The following is a 20,791-nucleotide window of genomic DNA, read 5'->3' on the forward strand; positions in this document are numbered from 1 at the left end:
GCCAAAACCGACCGTGCGTGGCGGAAGACAAAATCCGGTGCGCGAAACGACAAGACGACGCCGGGCAACGGCGTGAATTTGGCACCCGAGCAGTCCGCTAGAGACCGCCGGAACCGACAGGGGAAGACATTTGCAACGTGACTGGCCGCAAGGCCGGATGCTTCGCGCCTTTCCGTCGGTAGAAAGAAGGAAAGGGTCATGAGTCATCTGAGCGCGGAGAACGTCTCGGTATCGTTTGCGGGGCTGAAGGCCCTGTCATCGGTAGACCTCCAAATTACGCCCGGCCGCATCAGTGGCCTCATCGGCCCGAATGGCGCTGGCAAGACCACGCTCGTCAACGTGCTGACCGGCTTCCAGGCACCGACGGAAGGCACCATCAAGCTCGACGGGGCAGCACTCACAGGTCTCAAGCCGCATCAGGTCCGGCGGCGCGGCATTGCCCGCACCTTCCAGGGTGGGCGGCTCTTCCGCGACCTGCCTGTGCTGGACAATTTGGAGGTGACCGGCGTTGGTCTGGGAATGAGCCGGCGCGCTGCCATCGCCGAAGCGGAAGCGATGCTCGACTGGATAGGCATCGGTGCGCTGGGCACCCGCATCGCCGGAACGTTGCCATATACGGACGAGCGCCGCGTCGCCATTGGCCGCGCCCTGATGGGACGGCCCGCGTACATCCTGCTCGACGAGCCCGCGGCTGGCATGAGCGCGCTGGAGGCGCGGGAGCTTTCGGCCCTGATAAGACATATCGCCAGCGATCTCGGCTGTGGTGTCCTGCTCATCGAGCACAATGTCGGGCTGGTGCTCGGCCTTTGCCAGCATATCGTCGTGCTCGATTCCGGAGCGATCATCGAGGAAGGCCCGCCTGCCGCGATCCGCGACAGCGAGAAGGTGCGCCACGCCTATATGGGCACGGCCGCGAACACCGACCTGCCTGTGCTGGAGGCGATGGAATGAGCCTGCTCGCCCTTTCCGATATCACTATCCGCTACAGCCGTCTCACGGCGGTCCGAAATGTTTCCTTCTCCATGGAGGAGGGAGAAATCCTGTTCATCACCGGCCCGAACGGAGCCGGGAAGTCTTCGCTGCTGCGCGCGATCGCCGGTGTTACGCCAGTGGCGGGCGGCCGGATCGACCTTGCAGGTCATGAGATCACCGGCCAGGCGCCGGAGAACATCGCCCGGCTCGGATTCTCCATGGTGCCGGAGGGGCGCGATGTCTTCGGCTCGCTGACGACCGAAGAGAACCTTCTGGTCGGAACCGGCATGCACGCCCGCGAACGCGGCTGGCGCAGCCGAGCGGCCGACGAACTCGAAGCCGTCTACGCAACCTTCCCGATGCTGAAAGAGAGGCGGCATGGGCAGGCGGGATTGCTGTCCGGCGGGCAGCAGCAAATGCTGGTCATCGGACGCGCGTTGATGACCAATCCGCGGCTTGTAGCCATCGACGAGCCTTCGCTGGGCCTCGCCCCCAACATCAACGATCAGGTCTACGAGCGGCTGATCGCGCTGCGTGCGCAGCGCCAGCTCACGCTCCTGATCGTTGAGCAGAGCTCGGCCCGGGCGATGATGGTGGGCGGGCGGATGATCCTGATGCGTGGCGGACAGATCGTGCTCGATGGCGACGCGCGGACGCTCGGCAATGGCGAGGCGATCCAGGCTGCCTATTTCGGTTACGAGGACCACTGAGATGCTCCAGATCCTGTTCGACGCACTCTCGCTTGGCTCGCTCTACGCGCTGGGCGCGCTTGGCATCGCCCTCATCTTCGGTGTGATGCGGCTGGTGAACTTCGCGCATGGCGACGTCATCGCCTTCTGCGTCTTCGCGCTGCTGTGGCCGTCAACCGACGCCATGGCCATCGTCTTCGCCGGCCAATTGCCGTGGTACCTGCTGGTGCCCTTCGTTCTCCTCTGCGGGGCCGGGCTGTCGGTGCTGTGCGAAGTCGTCGTCTTCAGGCGGTTCCGCCAGGCAAATCCGGCAACCATGATGATCGCCTCCTTCGCGCTCGGTTTCGTCATTCGCTACTTCCTGCTCATGCTTTTCTCCAGTCGGCCGAAATCAATCTCGCTGCTGCCCGAACTGTCCCAGCCGGTGGAGATCCTCGGTGCCAGGCTTCCCCTCCTCCAGCTCATAACAATCGTCGCCACGATGGTCATCCTGATCGGCCTGACACTGTTCCTGCGTCAAACCCGCTTCGGCCTGGAGATGCGGGCGGCGGCCGAGAACTTCTCGATGGCCCGCATGCTGGGTGTGCGTGCGAACCGGGTTATCATGGGCGCGTTCGCGCTCTCCGGCGCGTTGGCCGCCGCCATTGCACTGATCTTTGGCGCCCAGACAGGCACGCTGGACATCCAGATGGGCGCCTCGATCATGTTGATGGCCTTCATCGCCACCGTCATTGGCGGCCTCGGCAGCCTCGGGGGAGCCGTGCTCGCCGGCTTCCTGCTGGGTGCCGCCTCGGTGATCATGCAGGTCATGCTGCCCATCGACGCCCGGCCGTTCCGCGATGCCTTTGTCTATGGAGCGGTCATCCTCGTTCTCCTCTTCCGCCCGCAAGGGCTTATTGCCGCGCGCGGCACCAAGGAAAGGGTCTGATTTCATGGGTGTCGCCGCCTCCCTCACCAACTCTACCGCTGCCGGTGCCGCGGCTGCCGAGCGAAAGCCCGCCCGCTTCGCGCTTGCCCGCCGCACAATCCTGACGCCGGTCCTGCTTTCTCTGCTGCTGCTGGCCATCGCGCTGATCACGGTGATGACCGGATCGCGGCCCTTCAACCAGACGGTGATCGACGTGTTCGTCCGTGTCATCCTCGTCGTGGGCCTATACATCTTTATCGGAAATTCGGGCGTTCTCAGCTTCGGGCATATCGGCTTCACCTGCCTTGGCGCCTACGCGGCCGCATGGCTAACCATCAATCCGATGATGAAACGCGGTTCGCTGCCGGGATTGCCCGAATGGCTGCTGGCGACCCGTTTGCCGTACTGGCAATCGGCCGTGCTGGCGGCATTGTTCGCTGCCCTCGCCGCTCTCATTTTCGGGCGGGTGCTGATGCGGCTATCGGGCATCGCGGCTTCGATCGCGACCTTCGCGATGCTCGCCATGATCAACACCATCTATTCCAATTGGGAGAGCGTGACCGGAGCGACCTCATCGGTCGTCGGCATTCCGATCGTGCGCATGATCTGGCCGTATCTCATCGGCGCCGTGGTCGCAATCTTCATCGCCTGGGCGCACGCGATCTCCCGGTCCGGCCTGGCCCTTCGTGCTGCCCGCGACGAACCCACCGCCGCCGCGGCTTCCGGTATCGACATTCCCAGGGAAAGACTCGTGGCGTTCGTCGTATCGGGCGCGGTGATGGGGCTGGGCGGTGCGCTTATGGCTCATTCCATCGGCGTGGTCACACCCGATACATTCTATCTCGGTCTCACCTTCATCACCCTTTCCATGCTCGTCGTCGGCGGCATGGGCAGCCTGTCGGGGGGTGTGGTGGGTGTCGTCCTGCTGTCCGCCCTGATCCAGGCGCTGCGCTGGCTGGAGGCAGGCGTATCGCTCGGCGAGTCCACTTTCGCCCTCCCGAAAGGGGTCCAGGAAATAGCCCTCGGCGTCATCATGATCGTGATCCTCGCGCTTCGCCCATCCGGACTCATGGGCAACCGCGAGCTCACCTTACCTCGCAGCAGTCGCAACAAGTGACCGGCGGCACAAGCCCGACCGGAAAACAAAAAAGGAGACGTGCATGACATACAAAATGAGAATTGTCGCAACCGCTCTGGCCTCGATGTCCATCGCATATCCGGCGCTGGCCGATGACAAGACTATCGTCATCGGCTTCGCCACTGCGGAGTCGGGCTTCATGGAAGCTTATGACAAGCCTGCGCAGGAGGCGGCCTTGATCCGCATCGACGAGATCAATGCGGCTGGCGGCCTGCTTGGAAAGCAGATCAAGGTTGTCAAGGCCGACACCAAGTCCGACCGGGCCGAAGGCGCCAAGGCGGGCCTCTCCGTGCTCGACCAGGGTGCGGATCTCGTGGTCGTGTCCTGCGACTACGACTTCGGATCGCCGGCTGCGCTCGCGGCCGAGGACGCGGGCCGTATCTCCTTCTTCCTGTGCGCAGAATCGGTCAAGGCCGGTATCCAGGGTGTCGGCCCGCACAGCTTCTCCGCGTCGGTGCTGGCGGCCGTGCAGGGCGCAACCATGGCCGAGTGGGCATTCAAGGAAAAGGGCGCAAAGGACTTCTACCGTCTGCTCGATACTTGGACGGCCTACAACAAGGGCATCTGCGACGGCTTCGACTGGATGATGCCGAAGCTCGAAGCCCAGGGCGCGAAGCTTGTCGGTGAAGACACCTTCAAGAACGAGGACGCCTCCATCGCCGCGCAGATCACCCGCATCAAGTCTCTGCCGAAGGAGCCGGATGCGATCATGCTTTGCACGATGATGCCGGGCGCTGTCTCGGCCATCAAGCAGCTTCGCGCCGCGGGTATCAACTCCATGATCCTGAATGGATCGGGCGTCGACGGTAGCTATTGGCTCTCGGCTGTGCCCGATCTGACGAACTTCTACGTCCCCGTTCAGGGATCGATCTATGGCGACGATCCCAATCCGGCCGTGCTGAAGTTCAATGCCACCTACAAGGCGAAGACAGGCGCCGATCCCTCGAGCCAGTATGTCTTTCCGGGTTACGTCATGGTCGACGTCTGGGCCAAGGCGGTGGAGCGTGCAGGCACGGCCGATGCCGACGCGGTCGTCGCGGAACTGGAAAAGATGAAGAATGAGCCGACGCTGTTCGGGCCTCGTACCTTCTCGCCGGAACTGCATCACCAGAACCAGACGCGGTACCTGATCGTCGAGACCAAGGCCGGCAAGCCGGGTGTTGTAGGCAACTGGACGATTTCCGAGCCGGTACCGATGGAAGCCTTGCTCAAGTAGGAGAAGATGGGCCGGATAAGTCCGGCCCTTCATCTACGAAAGGCCCTGTTCCTCTGGGACGACCGGGCCTTTCGTCTTTGAGGATCTTGCCTTTGGACAAAAAATGAGGGCGGCCCGTTTGGACCGCCCTTGTTGCCCGATGAATTCAGATTTTCGCTACCCTCGCGCTTTGCGGTAGGAATCCTTGAGCGCTATGAGCTCCCCCGAGAAAGCGAAGATATCGCAGCCGTCGACTTCGATTTTCTGCCCCGCTGCCGTGGTGCCGACGAAGCGCCATGATGAAAGCCCGGTGTCGCCCGTCACGACGTGCCGTCCCCTGGTCCACTCGGCTTTCGGGAAGGCATCGAACAGCGCTGCATAGGCGGCGCGCACGGCGTCACGCCCCATATGCTTGCGCCCTTCGGCATCGGGTCCAGCCGAGCCGTGGAAAGCGCAATTCTCAGCCATGCAGTCCATCAGCGCGCCCACGTCGCGGGCGTTCCAGGCCGCGAGGAACCGGTCGAGCACGGCCAGCCGCCTGGCTGCGAGATCGCCGGCTTCAACGACCTCGACCTCGAGGAAGGCGAGCGGTGCATCGCCGGCATTGATGACGTTGTGAGCCACACCCGTCCGCCGCGAATAGGGCACCCCTTGGGTGAGAGCGGCTTGCGACTGCGCGCCGTCCGGGCCTTCGAGACCGAGTTTGCCGTCCGTAAGCGGCACGATGACGTAGTCATGGCCATGGATGTGCCAGCCGGTCTCGGCCCCGGTGGCAAAGCGCCATTCGGTGACCCGGAAGCGTTCGTCGTCGATATGGACGACCGGTTCGGCTTTCATGCGGGTCATTCAAGTCCCTCCTTGGCGACCGCACCGGTCAGGCGCTCAAGCGTCCGGCCCATGCGCGTCATGATTTCCTTCACATCGTCTTCTGTCGAGATCATCGGCGGACAGAGCGCGAGCTGGTCGCCGATGGCGCGGAAGATGAGGCCTTCCTCGTGGCCGATTCCTGCTGCGATAGTCCCTGCACGCCCAACCTTGGCGAAGGGGCGTTTCGTCGCCTTGTCTGCCACCAGCTCCACGGCGCCGATAAGACCGGTGCCCCGCGCTTCGCCGACAAGCGGGTGATCGGCGAATGAGCGGATGCCGGCCTGGAACGACGTCTCAAGGCGGGCCGCGTTTCCGATCAAGTCCCGCTCCTCGAAGATGGCGAGGTTTTCGAGACCCACCGCCGTGGCGACCGGATGTCCTGACGCGGTGAAGCCGTGGCCGAAATTGCCGATCGTGGCGGTGTTGTCGGCGATCGCCTGATAGATCGCATCGGAGAAAATGACGGCGGCAAGCGGCATATAAGACGACGTGATTTGCTTGGAGACCGTCATGACATCAGGCGTGAAGCCGTATTTCTGAGCGCCGAAGGGCGTGCCGAGGCGTCCGAAACCACAGATCACCTCGTCTGCTACCAGGATGATATCATTTGCCCGGCAGATTTTCTCCACGCCTTCCCAGTACCCGACCGGCGGCGGCAGAACGCCGCCGGCTGCCATGAGCGGCTCTCCTATAAAGGCTGCGATGGTATCAGCCCCTTCTTCCGCGATCACCGCTTCCAGCTCGGCGAGCAGACGCGCCGTGAAGGCGGCTTCGTCTTCGCCTTCCATGCCGAAGCGATAGAAGTGCGGGCAGGTCAGGTGGCGAACGGGAATCGCCGGAAGATCGAAGTCGCGATGGTTGACCGGCAGGCCTGTCAGGCTGCCGGAGGCGACGGTGATGCCGTGGTAGCCCTTGGTCCGTGCCAGGAATTTCTTCTTTTTTGGCCGGCCCAGCGCGTTGTTCATGAACCACATCATCTTGACGATGGTGTCGTTGGCTTCCGAGCCCGACGACGTGAAGAAGACACGCGTCAGGTTTTCCGGCGTCATCTCCACGAGTTTCTCCGCGAGCCGGATGGACGGTTCATGCGCCTTGGAGGAGAAGGTGTGATAGTAGGGCAGCTTCAGCATTTGCTGATAGGCAGCATCGGCCAACCGCTTTTCCGAAAAGCCGACGCCCACCGACCACAGCCCGGCGAGCCCTTCGATGTATTCCTTGCCGCGTTCGTCATACACACGGATGCCGTCGCCGCGGCTGATGATCAGCGGCCCGGTTTGTTCGTGCTGACGCAGGTTTGTGTAGGGGTGCATGGTGGTGGCGATGTCGGCGGCGGCGAGAGAGTTGGAAAGCGCATCCATGGAAGTCCTCAGCGGCTTGGGGAAATGGTTCGGGCGGTGAGTTCGAGATAGTCCTCGATCCCATGCGTGGAGCTTTCACGATTCGGGAAACGAATCATGGCAGGCTGTTGGAATGGGTATCGATGATCCGCCGCATCAGCGCGGCGACGTCGCGCGCATTCGGAGGATCGGAGTGGATGCAGACGGTGTCGAAGTCGACCGGGCGGATCGTACCGTCTGTCGTGACGAGTTCGCGTCGGGTAAGCGCCCCCACCATGCGATGCTCGGCAAGTGTCAGGTCGATGGCCGACTGGACGCGCGGGATGATCAGGCTGCCGCCGGGAGCGTAGGCAAGATCGGGAAAGAACTCGCCCACGAAGGCAACGCCGAGCTCGGCTGCCGCCGTCTCGTGACGGGTTCCCGCCAGGCCGAAGAGCGGGACGCCGAACGGCTTGACCGCCGCGGCAATTGCCCGGGCAGTGTCTATGTCGTGCGCGGCCATGCCGTAGATGATGCCATGCGGCTTGACATGGCTGAGCTGCCCGCCCTCGGCGGCCAGCATCCCCGTCAGAGCACCGATTTGGTAGAGGGAGGCGGCTGTCAGTTCCTCCGGTTGAAGTTTCATCTCGCGCCGGCCGAATCCCTCGCGATCGGGAAGGGACGGATGCGCGCCAACCTTCTTTCCGTGCGAAAGCGCGAGCCGCACGGTCTTCAGCATCGTCCATGGATCGGAGGCGTGGAAGCCGCATGCGATGTTGGCGCAATCGATGTGAGGCATGATGCCGGCATCGTCGCCGAAACGCCAGTTGCCGTAACTTTCCCCCATGTCGCAGTTCAGGGTGACCATGGTTTGCTTGCCTCAGCCCAGAGTGTTCGACGCCCAGCCGGGGGCGATGTGCGGGAATTCCGGCGGTGGTTCGCGCTCATGCAGCAGTCGAAGCACGCGCGGCGGCGTCAGTGGCAGCTGCCGCACCGGTTTGCCGATAGCGCGTGCCACAGCGCAGCCGATCGCGGCGCCCACGGCCAGGATCGGGACCTCGCCCGCGCCCTTGGTGCCTAGAGGCCCGATCGACGGTGCGCCCTCGTAGAGGTCGGCGGCGACCGGAACCACGTCCTGCGCCAGCGGCAGGCGATAGGTCTCGAAATCGTCCTGCGCGATGCGTCCGTCAGCGGTGATCGTCACCTCCTCATGCAGGGCGTAGCCGAGACCCTGCACGACACCACCCTGTATCTGGCCCATGACCGCGCGCGGGTTGAGTGCGCGGCCGACATCCTGCACCACGCGATAGGCCAGCACCTCGACATGACCGGTGTCCGGATCAACCGCCACCTCGGCCTCGTGAACGACGAAGACGGGGATGTCGAGCGCATCGATGAAGTGCCCCATCGCGCAGCCGGACATTGCCGGAGTGTTCCTGGCGGTAAAAGCTCCGCTTCCGGTGACCGGGCCGGTGGTTGCCTGCGCATGGGCGACGACAGCGGGGATCGACATGCCGGAACCGGGACGTCCCGTGATCTCGACACGACCATCCCGCACCACCAAGTCTTCCGGTCGGGTCTGGAGCATCTCACCGGCGGTCCGCAGCAGCTTCTCCCGCACTTCCGCGCAGGCAGCCACACTTGCCGCACCGATGGAGACGGTGGTGCGCCCACCGCCAACGCCGACATCGAGACCGGCGGCATCCGTATCGGCTTCGCGCACGATCACCTGGTCGGGAGCGAGGCCGAGCTGCCCAGCCACGATCTGCGGCAGGGATTGCACCATCGTGCCGGATCCGATCTCCACACCCGAGGTGACTAGCGTTGCGCTACCGTCGGCGTTCAGATTCACCGTCGCCGCCGAAGGCCCGACGAAAACGAACCATGTGCCGACCGTGGTTGCAATTCCATAGAGCCTGCCGTCGGCCTTGGCCTCTGATGTACCGGTACTGGCGCGTAACGCCTCCATGCGATCGAGCATCGGACCCAGCACATCGGCCTCGAAAACCTGGCCCGTGGCACCGAGATCGCCATCTCCCAGGACATTTTTCTTCCGGAACTCCATAGGGTCGAAGCCTAGCGCATCGCAGATTTCGTCGGTATGTCGCTCCAAAGCGAATGTGTTGTAGACGCCGTTGCAAGCTCGGAAAGCACCGTTGGGTGGTGTGTTGGTGTATACGGCGCGGCTGACGAGCCGCGTTGCGCCAACCCTGTAATTGCCGCCCAGCGTGTGCGCCGTCATCGTCGTCAGAAAAACCTGTTCGCCTCCATACGCGCCGCAGTCCATCAGCACGACCGCCTCGCGCCCGGCAATGTATCCTTCGGCAGTGACAGCGGACCGGATGCGGATTTCCGCATTCTCGCGGCAGAGGCAGGTTGCCATCTCTTCCTGCCGGGTATTTTCCAGGACCACCGTGCGCCCGGTCATTCGCGCCAGAAGTGCCGTGATAGGCTCGATGGATGCATCGAATTTCAGGCCGAACCCGCCGCCGACAGGGGGTACAGTGACCCGCACACGCCCGGGCGGAAGCTGCATGACCCTTCCGGTGACGTTGCGCACAGTCCAAGGCACCTGCGTCGAGGTCTGTATGTGAGCACGGCCGTCCTCCCAGGAGCCGATGGCAACGCGCGGTTCGAAGGGCACATGGTTCTGCCGGCCGACGGTGAAGCTGCTCTCGACAATGCGAATGTCGGGACGGGAGAAGGCCGCATCGACGTCGCCGCGACTGGATTTTGCCTCCCAGGCGATGTTGCCGGCACGTGCACCGCCCTCGGTGATCACCTCATAGCCGCGCCAGCCCTCGTGAACGAGACGGGCGGAGGGCTGGAGCGCTTCGGCCATGGTGGACACCGGTGCCAGCGGTTCGACCTCAAGCACGACGACTGCAAGCGCCGCCCGCGCCTGCTTCTCCGTTTCGGCGGCGATGACGGCGATTGGTTCGCCGTGATAGCGGATCGTGTCGATGGCCAGAAGCGGATGGTCGGCAATGCCGATGCCGTACAGCCCTGGCGCATCGGCGCCGGTCGCCACCGCGCGCACACCAGGACAGCGAAGTGCTGCCGAAACGTCGAGCTTGCGGATCCGCCCAGCGGCAACGGTCGACCGCAGCAGCACGGCATGCAACATGTCGGGGCGAACCCGGTCGTTGGTGTATTTCGTGCGCCCGCGCAGCTTGTCCTGCGCATCGCGGCGGGGAAGGTTCATCACCGTGGCGGACAGCTCAGACATGGATGCCTCCTACCACCTGGCCAGCCATCCGCGCTTGGTCGAGCCAGTCGGCCACGGCGTCGACGATCCGCTCATATCCCGTGCAGCGGCAGATGTTGCCGACCATCGCGGCCTTGATTTCGGCACGGCCCGCATGCGGATTGTCGCGCACGAACGCCGAAAGGCTCATGACCATTCCCGGGAAACACATGCCGCATTGCACGGCATCGGCCGCCTCGAAATTGGCCTGGAGCGGGTGCAGCGCCTGGTTTCCGGAACTCAATCCCTCGATGGTCGTCACCGCGCATCCCTGGACGAGGCCAATCGGCTTCAGGCAGGACGGCACCGCTTCATCGTCGACATGCACGGTGCACGCGCCGCAGAAGCCTTCGCGGCACACGGCTTTGGTCCCCGTCAGGAATCGTTCCTGCCGCAGGATGTCGACGAGCGGCGTCATCGGATCGCCATCAAAGCGGCAGTCCTCGCCATTCAGCTGGAATATCACGGTCATGCCAGGCCCCCGGTCTTGAGAAGTGCGGCAACACCGCGCTTGACCAGTGGCGCAAGAACCTGGCGCCGGTACCAACCCTCCGCTTCTTTGCCGTCGCGGCCCTGAAAATCATTGTGCTCCAGCGCAAGCCCGGCGGCGCGTTCCGGATCGAACGCAGAGGCCGAGTCCGCCGCCATAGCCTGTTCGAGCGCCGTCCAGCGCCGCGCTACCGGCTCCACCGACCCGACGGCGATGCGACATCGTTTGTCCTTGTCTACCGCAAGCGAGACGATGGCGACCGGATAGTCGCCGGCTTTTCGAAGCGGCAGGCGGATATGAGCGCTGGCGACAAGGTCGCGGCGCAGATGAATTCTCGTCACAATCGCTTCGGCCAGCAGCGCATGCCTGTCTTTGAGGAAATCCGAAATACCGATGAGTTTTGGGCCTTCGAACGTCTCCAACTCCACCGTCGCCTCACAGGCGAGGAGCGCGGGAGCGAGATCGGCGGCGGCAAAGTCGAGGGCACAAAGGTTGCCGCCCACGGTGGCGACCTTTCGGATGCCAGGATTGGCCGCAGTCTCCGCCGCGGCAACCAGACCTTCGAAGCCCACTGCCCCGTGCAACGCACGGCCAAGGACTGCATGGGTAACGGCTGCGCCGATCACGACATGGTCCGGTTCGATTTCGACCTTGGACAAGGCGGGTATTCGGTGGAGTGCGACCACCGCCTCGGGAAGATCGACCCCGCGCCGTGGATCACGCATCATCCAGGTGCCGCCGGCAAGCACCGCCGCGCCTTGCCGGCGTGCGGCCATTGCCTCTTCAATCGTGCTGGCTGCGGTGAACGATCGTTCCACGCTTGGTGCCATCTGTCATACCCCTCGGAAGCAGCCAACTTTCGCGGCGCTGCAGCATTGTTGCTCCAGCTTTAGGCTCCTGTGAAATAGTAATTCTTTGAATATCGTATCGAAAAAACAGATAACTCGGGCATCCCGCGAGCGCCCGCAAGATTGCGGCGCGCTCGTTAGTGCTCAGACCCAGTGGGCGACGGTCCGTTTCTCAAAACTTTCCCGGAACTGGGCGGTGGTTTTGGGGAGCAGTTCGCCAGTCTCCCAGTCGAGGATCACGGCATAGTGCCGAACCGCATCGAGCGTATCGATCTCGCCGGAGCGGTATTTGCGCGCGACCTCCTCGGGATCCATGCGTGCCCAGTCCTTCCGTTTCGCCCGGATGTCGGCACGGCAGGCTTCGGTTGCCGTCCCGTCGATTTCGTACTGGCACAGGTCGCGGTCGATTTCGCGGATCACCACGCCGTAATCAGTCCTGGCGCGCTCCAGGGAAACGTAGTCGTCGATCACGTCCTCCATCACCTTGCGGGGCTCGCGCTCCAATGGATCGCCGAAACCGCCGCCGCCGGCCGTCGGACGAGCGAACTGGTCGCCTGTGTGGACGGAGTAATCGGAGAATACGGAGCCGAGCCAAATCTCGGTCTCTTCTCCGGCGCGCTTCATGGTCAAGCCGTGGGGCATCGACGGCAGGCCTCCTTCGACACCCCAGACGACAGCGCGCTCGCGGTCGCAAATATAGGACATGACGGCATTTTCAGCCTCAAGCAGCAACGAAGTCTTCTGCACGCCGACGCCGCCCCGCCATTTGCCGGGCCCGGCTGAATCCTGCTTGATCTGGAACTCGAGTGTCCGAGTGGGATTCACCCGCTCGTTGCCTTCGTTCGGCTGCGACATCAGCCCGGTTCCGAAGCAGGCGGTGGTGACATCGGCACCATCCTTGCCGTTGCGCCCGCCCCAACCGCCGGGCAGCCATTCGTAGAACATGAAGATCGGCTTTTCGGGTTTGCGTGCGTCCCGTCCCCCGGCCAGCAGATATTCGAGGTTGAAGGCGCAGGCGATAGCGCGTTCGGGCATGATCTTCGACCACATCTCGAAGATCGCGTTCATGATCTTTTCGAACGGCATCAGGAACCCGGTCACCGCCACCGGCCATTCCGCGCTGACGATGCTGTTCTTTGGCGCGGTTACCTCGATCATCCGGTAAAACCCGCTGTTGAGCGGGAGGTCCGGAAAGAAGGTCTTCATGCCAGCGACCACGGCAGAGAAGGTCGCGCCCGGGGCGGAATTGTACATCGAGGCAATGGTCGAATGGCTTCCCGTAAAATCGTAGTGGATCGTGTCGCCCTTGATCGTCATCTTGATGCGGATCGGGATCATGCCTTCGCCGGCACCGAGATCGCGGTCGATGTAGTCGACCGTCTCCCAAGTGCCGTCGGGCAGCTCCGCGAGACGCTTTCGCACGGCACGTTCGACGTAGTCCTGAACCTCCTCCATCCCGCGCATGACCTGGCCGCGTCCGTACTTCTTGACCAGCCGCAACAGTTCGCGCTCGGCGGCCTGCGTCGCCTGCGCCTGGGAATGGATGTCGCCAATGATCGACGCGGGATCGCGCGTGTTGGCCGCGATCATGTTGGCGACGTCGGAGCAGAAGCGGCCGCGCTGGAAAAGGCGCAACGGCGTGATCCGCAGGCCTTCGCGAAACATGTCGCGGGCGGTGACGTCGAAGGAACCCGGCACCGAGCCGCCAAGATCCGACCAGTGGCCGTTCGACTGTGAGAAGCCGATCAGTTTGTCTTCGTCGAAGATCGGCCGGACGAGCCGAACATCGCTGAAATGCGTACCGCCGGCATAGGGATCGTTGATTGCGTAGACGTCACCGGGTGCCATATCGCCTTCGAAGACCCGGATCACCTCCTTGCATGTGTTGTGCAGTGTGCCGACATGGACCGCGATGTCGTAGTTGCCCTGGGCGACCGAGTTGCCATCGGCGTCGTGCAGGGCGTTCGAAAAGTCTCGGTTGTAGATGACGAAGGAATAGCAGGTGCGAAGCATCTGTTCGGCCATCTGGTCGACGGTGGTGATGAAGGAGTTCTTCAGCACCTCGAACGTTACCGGATCGAGGCCAGGGCTCGTTTCAATCAGCTTTGTCATGTCTCAGCCTTTCGTCACGATGAGAATGTTCAGGAAGCCGTCGACGGTCGCGCTCATTCCCGGCGGAACCACGGTGGTGGAATCGAACTGTTCGACGATGGCGGGTCCCGCAAAGGCAGCGCCGGCGCTGAGTTGGTCGCGTTCATAGACAGCCGCATCATGAGATACGCCGTCGAACCAGACGCCGCGGCGGCCGAGCGGCTCGGGCACATGAGGCAAGACTTCATGCCGCGGCATCTCGGCTTTCGGTACGATGCCGATCGCCTTGACCGCGATGCGGAAGATCGACACCGGCGCCTCTTCGCGGCGGTAGTTGAACTCGCGTTCGTGCTCGTTGTGGAATGCCTCTATCAGCGAGCAGATGCTCTCGATCCGCGCCGGGGCTGACACCGCGAGCGAGCGCCACTGGCCCTGGTACATCATCTCGACCGTACGCTGCAGCGCCATGTCTTCGCGCGCCACGCCCTCATGGGTCAGGCGCTCAACGGCCTGTTCTTCCATCAGAACAAAGGCCGCCTGCATCTCGGCGGGCGAGACCGTCGAAGCATCGGCCATGAAGCTTTCGGAGAAATCATGCTGCACGTCGACGAGAAGGCAACCGAGCGCGGAGGTGACGCCAGGATTAGGCGGTACGATCACGGTTGGAATCGAAAGCTCCTTCGCCACGGCCGCTCCGTGCAAAGCGCCTGCACCGCCGAATGCGACGAGCGCAAAGTCGCGTGGATCATAGCCCCGGCTGATGGAGAGAAGCCGCACGGCATTGCCCATATTGGCGTTGGCGACGGCGATGATCGCCTCGGCCGCCTGGTGGAGTTCCATGCTGAAGGGTGTCGCCACAGTCTCCTGCACCGCCTGGGCGGCCAGGGCGGGGTCGAGCGTGATCTTGCCGCCCGCAAGGCTGGTGCCGAGACGGCCGAGCACGACATTGGCATCGGTGTTGGTGGCGGTGCGGTTGCCACTCTTGTAGCAGGCCGGGCCCGGAAAGGCGCCGGCGGACTGCGGTCCGTTGCGCAAGCTGCCGCCCTCGTCCTGCCATGCCAACGACCCGCCGCCCGCGCCGATGGTCAGCACCTCGATGGAGGGGAAGCGGATGGGGTATCCGAATTCGATGTACCAGTCTTTTGTGATGCGCGACTCCCCGTTCCATGCGAGCGAGACGTCGGTGCTGGTGCCGCCCATGTCGAAGCCGATCGAGTTCGGGAAGCCACAGAGATTTCCGATGAAGCGGCTTGCGATTGCGCCGGCGGCGATGCCGGATCCCGCGAGCCGGGCCGAGAAATCCCTGACGCTCGCGGGCGTCATGACCCCGCCACCGCTGTGCAGCAACAGGAGATCTCGTTTGTATCCGGCGGCCGCGAGCTTTTCTCCAAGACGCGACACGTAATCGACGACGACCGGGGCGCAGACGGCGTTGGCCATGGTGGTGGAAAAACGTTCGTGCTCGAAGATTTCCGGCATCACCTCCGAGGAGATCGAGACCGGCAGATCCGGCATGGCCTCCTTCAGAATCTCACGCATGCGGCGCTCATTGGCGCCGTTGACATAGGAGTTCATGAAGCAGACGGCGATGGACTTGACCTGCCGTTTGACGAGAATTTCCGCGACGCGATGAGCGGCCTCTTCGTCCAGTGCTTCCAGGATCGTGCCCTCGGCACTGATCCGTTCCCGGACTGTCAGCCGGTCGCGGCGCGGGATATAGGGCTTGGCGACATCCTTGTAGGTGTCCCAGAGGTCTTCCTTGTTGGCGCGGCGGATCTCGACAACATCACGGAAACCCTCGGTGCAGACCATTGCGGTGCGTGGCAGGCGGCGGGTGATCAGCGCATTGGTGGCGACCGTCGTACCATGAGAGAACAGCGTCACCTCCGAAAGATCGATGCGACCCTGCTCCACGCCATTCATGATCGCCTGCATGGGATCGTCAGGCGTGGAGGCGGTCTTCTCGATGCGGATCGCGCCGCTGTCTTCGTCCATGATGCAGATGTCGGTGAAAGTCCCTCCGACATCGACGGCAACTCTTATTCTGCTCATGACAGTTCCTTCGCGGGATATTTGCGGGCAAGGCCCGGCTTTCGCCGCCCTTGCCGGGGCGGCGTCGCAATAGATTATGGAATTGGCCCGGATTTCGCCGGGTCTAGTGCCGCTCTCTTGAGGTCGAAGCGCGGCCTGCCCGGTTCGCTGCTTCGCGACGGGTATCGGTCGGTGCGCAACCGAACCGCGTCCGGTAATGCTTGCAGAATTGAGACTGGTCGGCAAAGCCCCAGCGGTAAGCAATCTCGGCAACGCTGCTGATGTTGGTCACCGACATCAGTTCCTCGGCGCAAAGTTCAAGCCGGGCGTCGCGGATGAAGCCGTTGATCGACTGGTTGCTGTCCTGAAAAAGAACCTGCAGGTAACGCAGGGAAATCCCGCAGGCATCGGCCACCGCCTGCGGGCCGAGGCCGGAATTCTTCAGATTGTCGCGAATATACTGCTCGGCACGATGCAAATGGCCGGCCCGGATCGACGAGATGCTGCTGTCCAGCACGCGATCGTCGCTCACGATCGACAGGCACAGCATTTCCAGGATGTGCCTGCCCATCATCTCACGAGCGACTTCAGTGATCTCATCGACATGGCCGATCGTGGTTCGCACCGTGTCGAGGAAGAGCGCGGCGACGCCCTGGGTCGCGTCGAAACTGAGCGCACTGAGCCGTTCGGCAGACCCGATCCGCGCCCGAACGCTCGACGATGGCACCTTCAGGACCCACAGCGCGTTTGGCTTGCCGTGCCAGAATTCGTAAGGCGCGTCTCCCCTCTCAACGAGGAAGCCCCCCGGACCGCAATTGACGGTCCTCGACCCTTGCGAGAAATTCACCTCCGACATCTCCGGGATGGTGATGAGCAGGCTGGCGTCACGTTCGTTGAGGAAGTGGCGGCGATGGCGGCGATAGCTTACGGCATCGCAGCGCATTTTAGACACGCTGACGAGCCCAAGCGAGAAGGTTTCCAGCGTGCCCGAAAATTCACGACGGTTCCGATACTCGGTGTCGAGCGGAAAATAGGCTTCGGTAACAGCGGCTTGCCAGGCATCACCGCCTGTGGGACCGCCGATCGTATCGACGACGTATTTCATTCCCCGACCTTTCTGATTGGCCCCGGTTAGCCCGGTGTTTTTCTGAAGATTACAGGAATCCGCCGGCGCGTATTGGTCAAAAACGAATAAACTTATGTGGCCGTTGGCCCAAGAGCCGGAGCTCGCGACGGTTTCAGTTATCGTCACGGTCCTGGTGTGCAGTTGATCAAACCAGCCTTGGGCGCGCAAACCGCAAGCCAACTTGGAACCATACATCGGCCTCGACCGGCTCGTGCACCTTGGGCGCGGCCGTCGCCGTGTTTGGTTTCGCGCGATGAGGATGGCGGGACACAGCGCGCATCCGAAACTTCTTCGCCAGGCAACTTTGCACGAGCCCCCGGCCGAGAAACCCTGTTTCGCCAAAAATGGCGCCGATCCGCTCGGCTCCTCGGTCGTTTTGGCATGAGCCCAAACCCTTCCACGCGCGAAGCAATGCGGCGGCCTAGTCGGCCGCCGGGATCACCCGCCAAATCTTGTTGCCCACATCATCCGCGATCAGCAATGCGCCAGTTCGGTCGATGGCGACGCCGACCGGACGGCCGAATGCCTTGTCATCGTTGCTCAGAAATCCGGTAAGCACGTCCTGCGGCGGCCCCGACTGCTTGCCGTCGGCAAACGGCACGAAGATCACCTTGTAGCCGCTTCGCGGCATGCGATTCCATGAACCATGCTGGCCGACAAAGGCGCCATTCTTCATGTGCGGGCCGAACAGGTCGGCGGTGTTGAAGGTGAGCCCAAGCGACCCGGTGTGCGCCCCCAGTGCGTAGTCGGGCACGATCGCCTTGCCGACGAGGTCCGGACGCGGTGGCTCCGCCCTGACATCGATGTGTTGGCCGAAATAGCTGTAGGGCCAGCCGTAGAAGGCGCCATCCCTGACCGATGTCATGTAGTCGGGAACGAGGTCGCTGCCGATCTCGTCCCGCTCGTTGACGACCGCCCAGAGTTCCCCGGTTTCAGGGTTCCAGGAGAGGCCGTTCGGGTTGCGCAGACCCGACGCAAAGAGCCGCGTCTGCCGCGTCGCGAGGTCGATTTCGTGCACGGCGGCGCGGCCTTCTTCCTCCTCCATGCCGTTTTCGCCGACATTGGAGTTGGAGCCCACGGTGGCATAGAGCTTCGTTCCGTCCGGACTGGCAACGACGTCCTTGGTCCAATGGTGATTGCGGCCGGCTGGAAGGTCGACGATCTTCTCGGACGGAGCAGTGATCTCGGTGGCGCCATCGCGATAGGGGAAAGCGACGACCGCGTCGGCATTGGCGACATAGAGCTTGCCGTCGAGCAGCGTCATGCCGAAGGGCGAGAAGAGGCTGCTGAGGAGGACTGTCCTGGTCTCAGCCACGCCATCGCCGTTCTCGTCGCGTAACAACGAGATACGGTTGGCGCTCCGCACCTCGGCGCCAGCCCGGCTCTGGAACAGTTTCATGAACCAGCCACGTATGGAAAAACCTTCGTCAGGTTTTGGCGGCGCATTGCTTTCGGCGACCAGCACGTCGCCATTGGGCAGCACGTGCAGCCAGCGCGGATGGTCGAGGCCGCCAGCGAATTCGTTGACGGCGAAGCCTTGGGCGGCGACCGGCATCTTGCCCTGGGGCCAAGGGGTCGCCTCGGCAACGTGGACCGTGGGTATCCAGGTCGGATTGGGTTCGGCAAGCGTCGGGTTTGGACCGTAGGTCTGCTCGATCGGAACGGTGGCCTGTTCGCGCGAGAAGAAGAACAAGCCCGCCCCCGCGATTACGACGAAGACGACAATGACGAGTAAAACGCCGAGAATTTTTCGCATCAGATATTCCCGAAGATTGGGACGGTGACGTAACGCCATCAGGGCGTTCCGGTTGCGGCGGCACGCGACATTTGCGCGAAATAGGCGGCCAGTGCGGCAATATCTTCGTCCGAGAGGTTTTTAGCAGCGTTGCGCATCAGATGGGCGAAGCGCGTACCGCCGCGCTTTTCCTCCCGGAAAAGCTCGAGCTGGGTCGCAATGTATTTGGCGGGCTGTCCGGACAGTTCCGGATAGATGGGGTTGCGGTCCGGACGACCGTGGCAACCCAGGCATGCCGGAACGTCGCGCTCCGGGATGCCGCGTCGCGCGATCTCATCGGCACGCGCGATCCGGGCACGGTCCGGTTGCGTCGACGTTGCAGGCGCAGGCAGCGCGGAAAAATGCCGCGCGAGATCGGCGAGGAGTGCAGGGTCGACAGCGGTGACAGAAATTCCCATGACACCGCTCTGGCGGTGGCCGGCAGCGTAGGCTCTCAAACTTTCAAGAAGATAGGTTTCGCGCTGAGAGGCCAAGACGGGCGTTGCGGGGCTCCGGCCGAGCCCGTCCGTGCCGTGGCAGCGGGTACAGTCGGCGAGTGCGCGTTCGAGGCCTTGTGTTTGGCCAGTCGACGGTTCGCTACTGCCATAAGCAAGGTCGCGCCACCGCGCCTCGTCCATCGTCGGCAGTTCGCGCAGGAAGGCGACCATCGCCCAGACTTCATCGTCGCGCTGCTGCGTCGGCCAGGCCGGCATGCCGGTGAAGCGCACGCCGTGCTGGACGATGCGGAAGAGTTCGGCGTCCGTCCATTCGCCGACCTTGCCGGCAAGGTCCGGCGGCTGCGGCAGCATCGCAAGGACGGCGGGCGACCGCGGTTCGCCGGGCGCACCGTGGCAGATGGCGCAGCCGCGCGCGAAATGGCCGGCAGCCGGCTGAATAGCGTAGCGCGGCAGTTCGTCCGGCACCTTGACCGTGAGTGCGTATGTCCGCACGGCCGAGCGCATCGCGAAGTGCAGGAACCATTCGGTCACCTTCCAGTGGCCGGTCGAGGCACCAACGTTGAAGAAGCCGATCCAGGTTGCGAAAAGCACCGCGGCCGGCAAGATCGCCAAGCCTATCGCCAAGTGTTTCCAGTTGACGTGCATCAGCCAGCCAGCCTCTCGGTTTTGCCGCCTAGGAGCCTGGCAAGCAGGAAGACGCCTCCAGCGAGGTAAACGGCAGCGCCGATCATCAACATGATGATGCCGCCGAGCGCCTGGTCCTGCCCCGCCCCGAGCACGAGGCCGAAGCACGTCACTTCGCCGAGGCCATAGAGCGGTCGCGAGGCGAGCGAGAGCAGCGCGCCAAGCAACGTCATGTGGATGGAGGTCAGGAGCAACGCGAAGGCGCCGGCAGCGTCCCTAGCCGGCGCATCGGCATTGCGCGGCGCCATGCACGTCAGCCACAGGAACAGCCCGGCGCCAAGGAAGGACACCTGCTCGATCATGGTGGCGATGGTCGATGTCTCGGCCCACTGGCGCGCAGCCGGCGCATGCCAGCCCCAGACGACAATCAGTTCGACGAGAGAGGCGATAAGGGGAGCGGCGGTGGCCACGGAGCGTATCGGCCAGGCAATACCGATTGCGATCAGCGGCGCCGCGATCGCGACGACGCCCATGTGGGCAAGCATGTGGGCCGCGAACGAGCCACGCCACGCATCGAGCAGCGGTCCCACCCAGACCAGCGCGAGGGTGACGAAGCCCAGCAACAGGCTTGCCGTCCTCATGAGGAGCATCCGTCGATGAAGAGCAGCGGCAGCGCCACGTAAAGCACGGCGACGAAGCTCAGGCCGCAAAGCAGTAGCGTGGCAAACCCCTGGAAGAGGTTGCGGTCCGTCGCTGTGGGATCGTCGTGCGGCGGGTCGTTCGTGCCGAAGCCCCACTGCCTCCAGGCGAGCCACCCGGATAAGACGATCATCGCGAGTGCCGCCAGCGTCATAGCCACTATGCCAGCCTGGACGACAGCGAAACCGAGGTCACCGCGCTTGGCACACCAGATTGCGGCCAGTGCATAACAGGCGAGGAAATGTCCGGCCCAGATCACGGGCGCGGTGAAGAGCGTCCAGAGCGTTTCGACCTCTTTGGGAATGATGCGCATCACCGT

The 20,791-nt window shown here is 63.3% G+C and carries 18 protein-coding genes; 5 read left to right on the forward strand and 13 right to left on the reverse strand.

What is annotated here, in order from left to right; genetic code table 11:
- Positions 1 to 198 precede the first annotated feature (198 nt).
- Genes EOB49_RS05980 through EOB49_RS06000 form a run of 5 tightly spaced genes read left to right on the forward strand, consistent with a single transcriptional unit; the run spans position 199 to position 4,922 of the window.
- On the forward strand, positions 199 to 951 hold the full coding sequence (locus tag EOB49_RS05980) for an ABC transporter ATP-binding protein (protein ID WP_027163992.1): 753 nt from the start codon (positions 199 to 201) through the stop codon (positions 949 to 951).
- Positions 948 to 1,682, forward strand: coding sequence for an ABC transporter ATP-binding protein (locus tag EOB49_RS05985; RefSeq protein WP_127380455.1), 735 nt, complete (start codon positions 948 to 950; stop codon positions 1,680 to 1,682). The genes EOB49_RS05980 and EOB49_RS05985 overlap by 4 nt, the downstream gene beginning before the upstream one ends.
- A 1-nt stretch (position 1,683) precedes the next feature.
- The gene (locus EOB49_RS05990; protein WP_127319977.1) at positions 1,684 to 2,589 is read left to right on the forward strand and encodes a branched-chain amino acid ABC transporter permease; all 906 of its coding nucleotides are present in this window, start codon (positions 1,684 to 1,686) and stop codon (positions 2,587 to 2,589) included.
- 4 nt (positions 2,590 to 2,593) lie between these two features.
- Complete coding sequence (locus tag EOB49_RS05995) at positions 2,594 to 3,685, forward strand: branched-chain amino acid ABC transporter permease (RefSeq protein ID WP_127326909.1); 1,092 nt, start codon at positions 2,594 to 2,596, stop codon at positions 3,683 to 3,685.
- A gap of 43 nt (positions 3,686 to 3,728) precedes the next feature.
- Entirely contained in the window at positions 3,729 to 4,922 is a 1,194-nt protein-coding gene (locus EOB49_RS06000) for an ABC transporter substrate-binding protein (RefSeq protein WP_127317803.1), read from the forward strand.
- 156 nt (positions 4,923 to 5,078) lie between these two features.
- Here the strand turns inward: EOB49_RS06000 and EOB49_RS38605 are convergent, their stop codons facing one another.
- From EOB49_RS38605 to EOB49_RS06065, 13 genes are all read right to left on the reverse strand, one after another.
- A complete protein-coding gene (locus EOB49_RS38605) occupies positions 5,079 to 5,747 on the reverse strand; it encodes a nuclear transport factor 2 family protein (protein ID WP_127380456.1) in 669 nt (222 codons plus the stop codon).
- Positions 5,744 to 7,126 carry an aspartate aminotransferase family protein gene (locus EOB49_RS06010; protein ID WP_127380457.1) on the reverse strand — a complete coding sequence of 461 codons (1,383 nt, stop codon included), beginning with the start codon at positions 7,124 to 7,126 and terminating at the stop codon, positions 5,744 to 5,746. Before EOB49_RS06010 ends, EOB49_RS38605 begins: the two co-directional genes overlap by 4 nt.
- A 94-nt stretch (positions 7,127 to 7,220) precedes the next feature.
- Positions 7,221 to 7,952 (reverse strand): LamB/YcsF family protein, encoded by a 732-nt coding sequence (locus tag EOB49_RS06015; protein WP_127380458.1) that lies wholly within the window; start codon positions 7,950 to 7,952, stop codon positions 7,221 to 7,223.
- A 12-nt stretch (positions 7,953 to 7,964) separates the two neighbouring features.
- Complete coding sequence (locus EOB49_RS06020; protein WP_127380459.1) at positions 7,965 to 10,313, reverse strand: xanthine dehydrogenase family protein molybdopterin-binding subunit; 2,349 nt, start codon at positions 10,311 to 10,313, stop codon at positions 7,965 to 7,967.
- Positions 10,306 to 10,803 carry a (2Fe-2S)-binding protein gene (locus EOB49_RS06025; protein ID WP_127380460.1) on the reverse strand — a complete coding sequence of 166 codons (498 nt, stop codon included), beginning with the start codon at positions 10,801 to 10,803 and terminating at the stop codon, positions 10,306 to 10,308. Before EOB49_RS06025 ends, EOB49_RS06020 begins: the two co-directional genes overlap by 8 nt.
- On the reverse strand, positions 10,800 to 11,651 hold the full coding sequence (locus EOB49_RS06030; RefSeq protein WP_127380461.1) for an FAD binding domain-containing protein: 852 nt from the start codon (positions 11,649 to 11,651) through the stop codon (positions 10,800 to 10,802). The genes EOB49_RS06025 and EOB49_RS06030 overlap by 4 nt, the downstream gene beginning before the upstream one ends.
- A 162-nt stretch (positions 11,652 to 11,813) precedes the next feature.
- Positions 11,814 to 13,781, reverse strand: a complete 1,968-nt coding sequence (locus tag EOB49_RS06035; protein ID WP_127380462.1) for a hydantoinase B/oxoprolinase family protein — start codon at positions 13,779 to 13,781, stop codon at positions 11,814 to 11,816.
- Between the two features lie 3 nt (positions 13,782 to 13,784).
- Entirely contained in the window at positions 13,785 to 15,812 is a 2,028-nt protein-coding gene (locus tag EOB49_RS06040; RefSeq protein WP_127380463.1) for a hydantoinase/oxoprolinase family protein, read from the reverse strand.
- Positions 15,813 to 15,915: 103 nt separating this feature from the next.
- Positions 15,916 to 17,112, reverse strand: coding sequence for a helix-turn-helix domain-containing protein (locus EOB49_RS06045; protein ID WP_245463602.1), 1,197 nt, complete (start codon positions 17,110 to 17,112; stop codon positions 15,916 to 15,918).
- A gap of 226 nt (positions 17,113 to 17,338) precedes the next feature.
- A complete protein-coding gene (locus tag EOB49_RS06050) occupies positions 17,339 to 18,673 on the reverse strand; it encodes a sorbosone dehydrogenase family protein (RefSeq protein WP_127380464.1) in 1,335 nt (444 codons plus the stop codon).
- Positions 18,674 to 18,711: 38 nt separating this feature from the next.
- Positions 18,712 to 19,761: a c-type cytochrome gene (locus EOB49_RS06055; protein ID WP_245472537.1), complete on the reverse strand. Its 1,050-nt coding sequence runs from the start codon at positions 19,759 to 19,761 to the stop codon at positions 18,712 to 18,714.
- Between the two features lie 32 nt (positions 19,762 to 19,793).
- A complete protein-coding gene (locus tag EOB49_RS06060; protein WP_245472540.1) occupies positions 19,794 to 20,414 on the reverse strand; it encodes a cytochrome c oxidase assembly protein in 621 nt (206 codons plus the stop codon).
- Positions 20,411 to 20,785 (reverse strand): hypothetical protein, encoded by a 375-nt coding sequence (locus EOB49_RS06065; protein ID WP_127294296.1) that lies wholly within the window; start codon positions 20,783 to 20,785, stop codon positions 20,411 to 20,413. The genes EOB49_RS06060 and EOB49_RS06065 overlap by 4 nt, the downstream gene beginning before the upstream one ends.
- Between the last annotated feature and the right edge of the window lie 6 nt (positions 20,786 to 20,791).

It is taken from the genome of Mesorhizobium sp. M7A.F.Ca.MR.148.00.0.0 (genome assembly GCF_003997735.1).
Taxonomy (GTDB): Bacteria; Pseudomonadota; Alphaproteobacteria; order Rhizobiales; family Rhizobiaceae; genus Mesorhizobium.

Excerpts from the sequence above, each read along its gene's own strand:
- EOB49_RS05980 (WP_027163992.1), top strand. The coding sequence starts at position 199 with ATGAGTCATCTGAGCGCGGAGAACGTCTCGGTATCGTTTGCGGGGCTG.
- EOB49_RS05985 (WP_127380455.1), top strand. The coding sequence starts at position 948 with ATGAGCCTGCTCGCCCTTTCCGATATCACTATCCGCTACAGCCGTCTC.
- EOB49_RS05990 (WP_127319977.1), top strand. The coding sequence starts at position 1,684 with ATGCTCCAGATCCTGTTCGACGCACTCTCGCTTGGCTCGCTCTACGCG.
- EOB49_RS05995 (WP_127326909.1), top strand. The coding sequence starts at position 2,594 with ATGGGTGTCGCCGCCTCCCTCACCAACTCTACCGCTGCCGGTGCCGCG.
- EOB49_RS06000 (WP_127317803.1), top strand. The coding sequence starts at position 3,729 with ATGACATACAAAATGAGAATTGTCGCAACCGCTCTGGCCTCGATGTCC.
- EOB49_RS38605 (WP_127380456.1), bottom strand. The coding sequence starts at position 5,747 with ATGACCCGCATGAAAGCCGAACCGGTCGTCCATATCGACGACGAACGC.
- EOB49_RS06010 (WP_127380457.1), bottom strand. The coding sequence starts at position 7,126 with ATGGATGCGCTTTCCAACTCTCTCGCCGCCGCCGACATCGCCACCACC.
- EOB49_RS06015 (WP_127380458.1), bottom strand. The coding sequence starts at position 7,952 with ATGGTCACCCTGAACTGCGACATGGGGGAAAGTTACGGCAACTGGCGT.
- EOB49_RS06020 (WP_127380459.1), bottom strand. The coding sequence starts at position 10,313 with ATGTCTGAGCTGTCCGCCACGGTGATGAACCTTCCCCGCCGCGATGCG.
- EOB49_RS06025 (WP_127380460.1), bottom strand. The coding sequence starts at position 10,803 with ATGACCGTGATATTCCAGCTGAATGGCGAGGACTGCCGCTTTGATGGC.
- EOB49_RS06030 (WP_127380461.1), bottom strand. The coding sequence starts at position 11,651 with ATGGCACCAAGCGTGGAACGATCGTTCACCGCAGCCAGCACGATTGAA.
- EOB49_RS06035 (WP_127380462.1), bottom strand. The coding sequence starts at position 13,781 with ATGACAAAGCTGATTGAAACGAGCCCTGGCCTCGATCCGGTAACGTTC.
- EOB49_RS06040 (WP_127380463.1), bottom strand. The coding sequence starts at position 15,812 with ATGAGCAGAATAAGAGTTGCCGTCGATGTCGGAGGGACTTTCACCGAC.
- EOB49_RS06045 (WP_245463602.1), bottom strand. The coding sequence starts at position 17,112 with ATGTATGGTTCCAAGTTGGCTTGCGGTTTGCGCGCCCAAGGCTGGTTT.
- EOB49_RS06050 (WP_127380464.1), bottom strand. The coding sequence starts at position 18,673 with ATGCGAAAAATTCTCGGCGTTTTACTCGTCATTGTCGTCTTCGTCGTA.
- EOB49_RS06060 (WP_245472540.1), bottom strand. The coding sequence starts at position 20,414 with ATGAGGACGGCAAGCCTGTTGCTGGGCTTCGTCACCCTCGCGCTGGTC.
- EOB49_RS06065 (WP_127294296.1), bottom strand. The coding sequence starts at position 20,785 with ATGCGCATCATTCCCAAAGAGGTCGAAACGCTCTGGACGCTCTTCACC.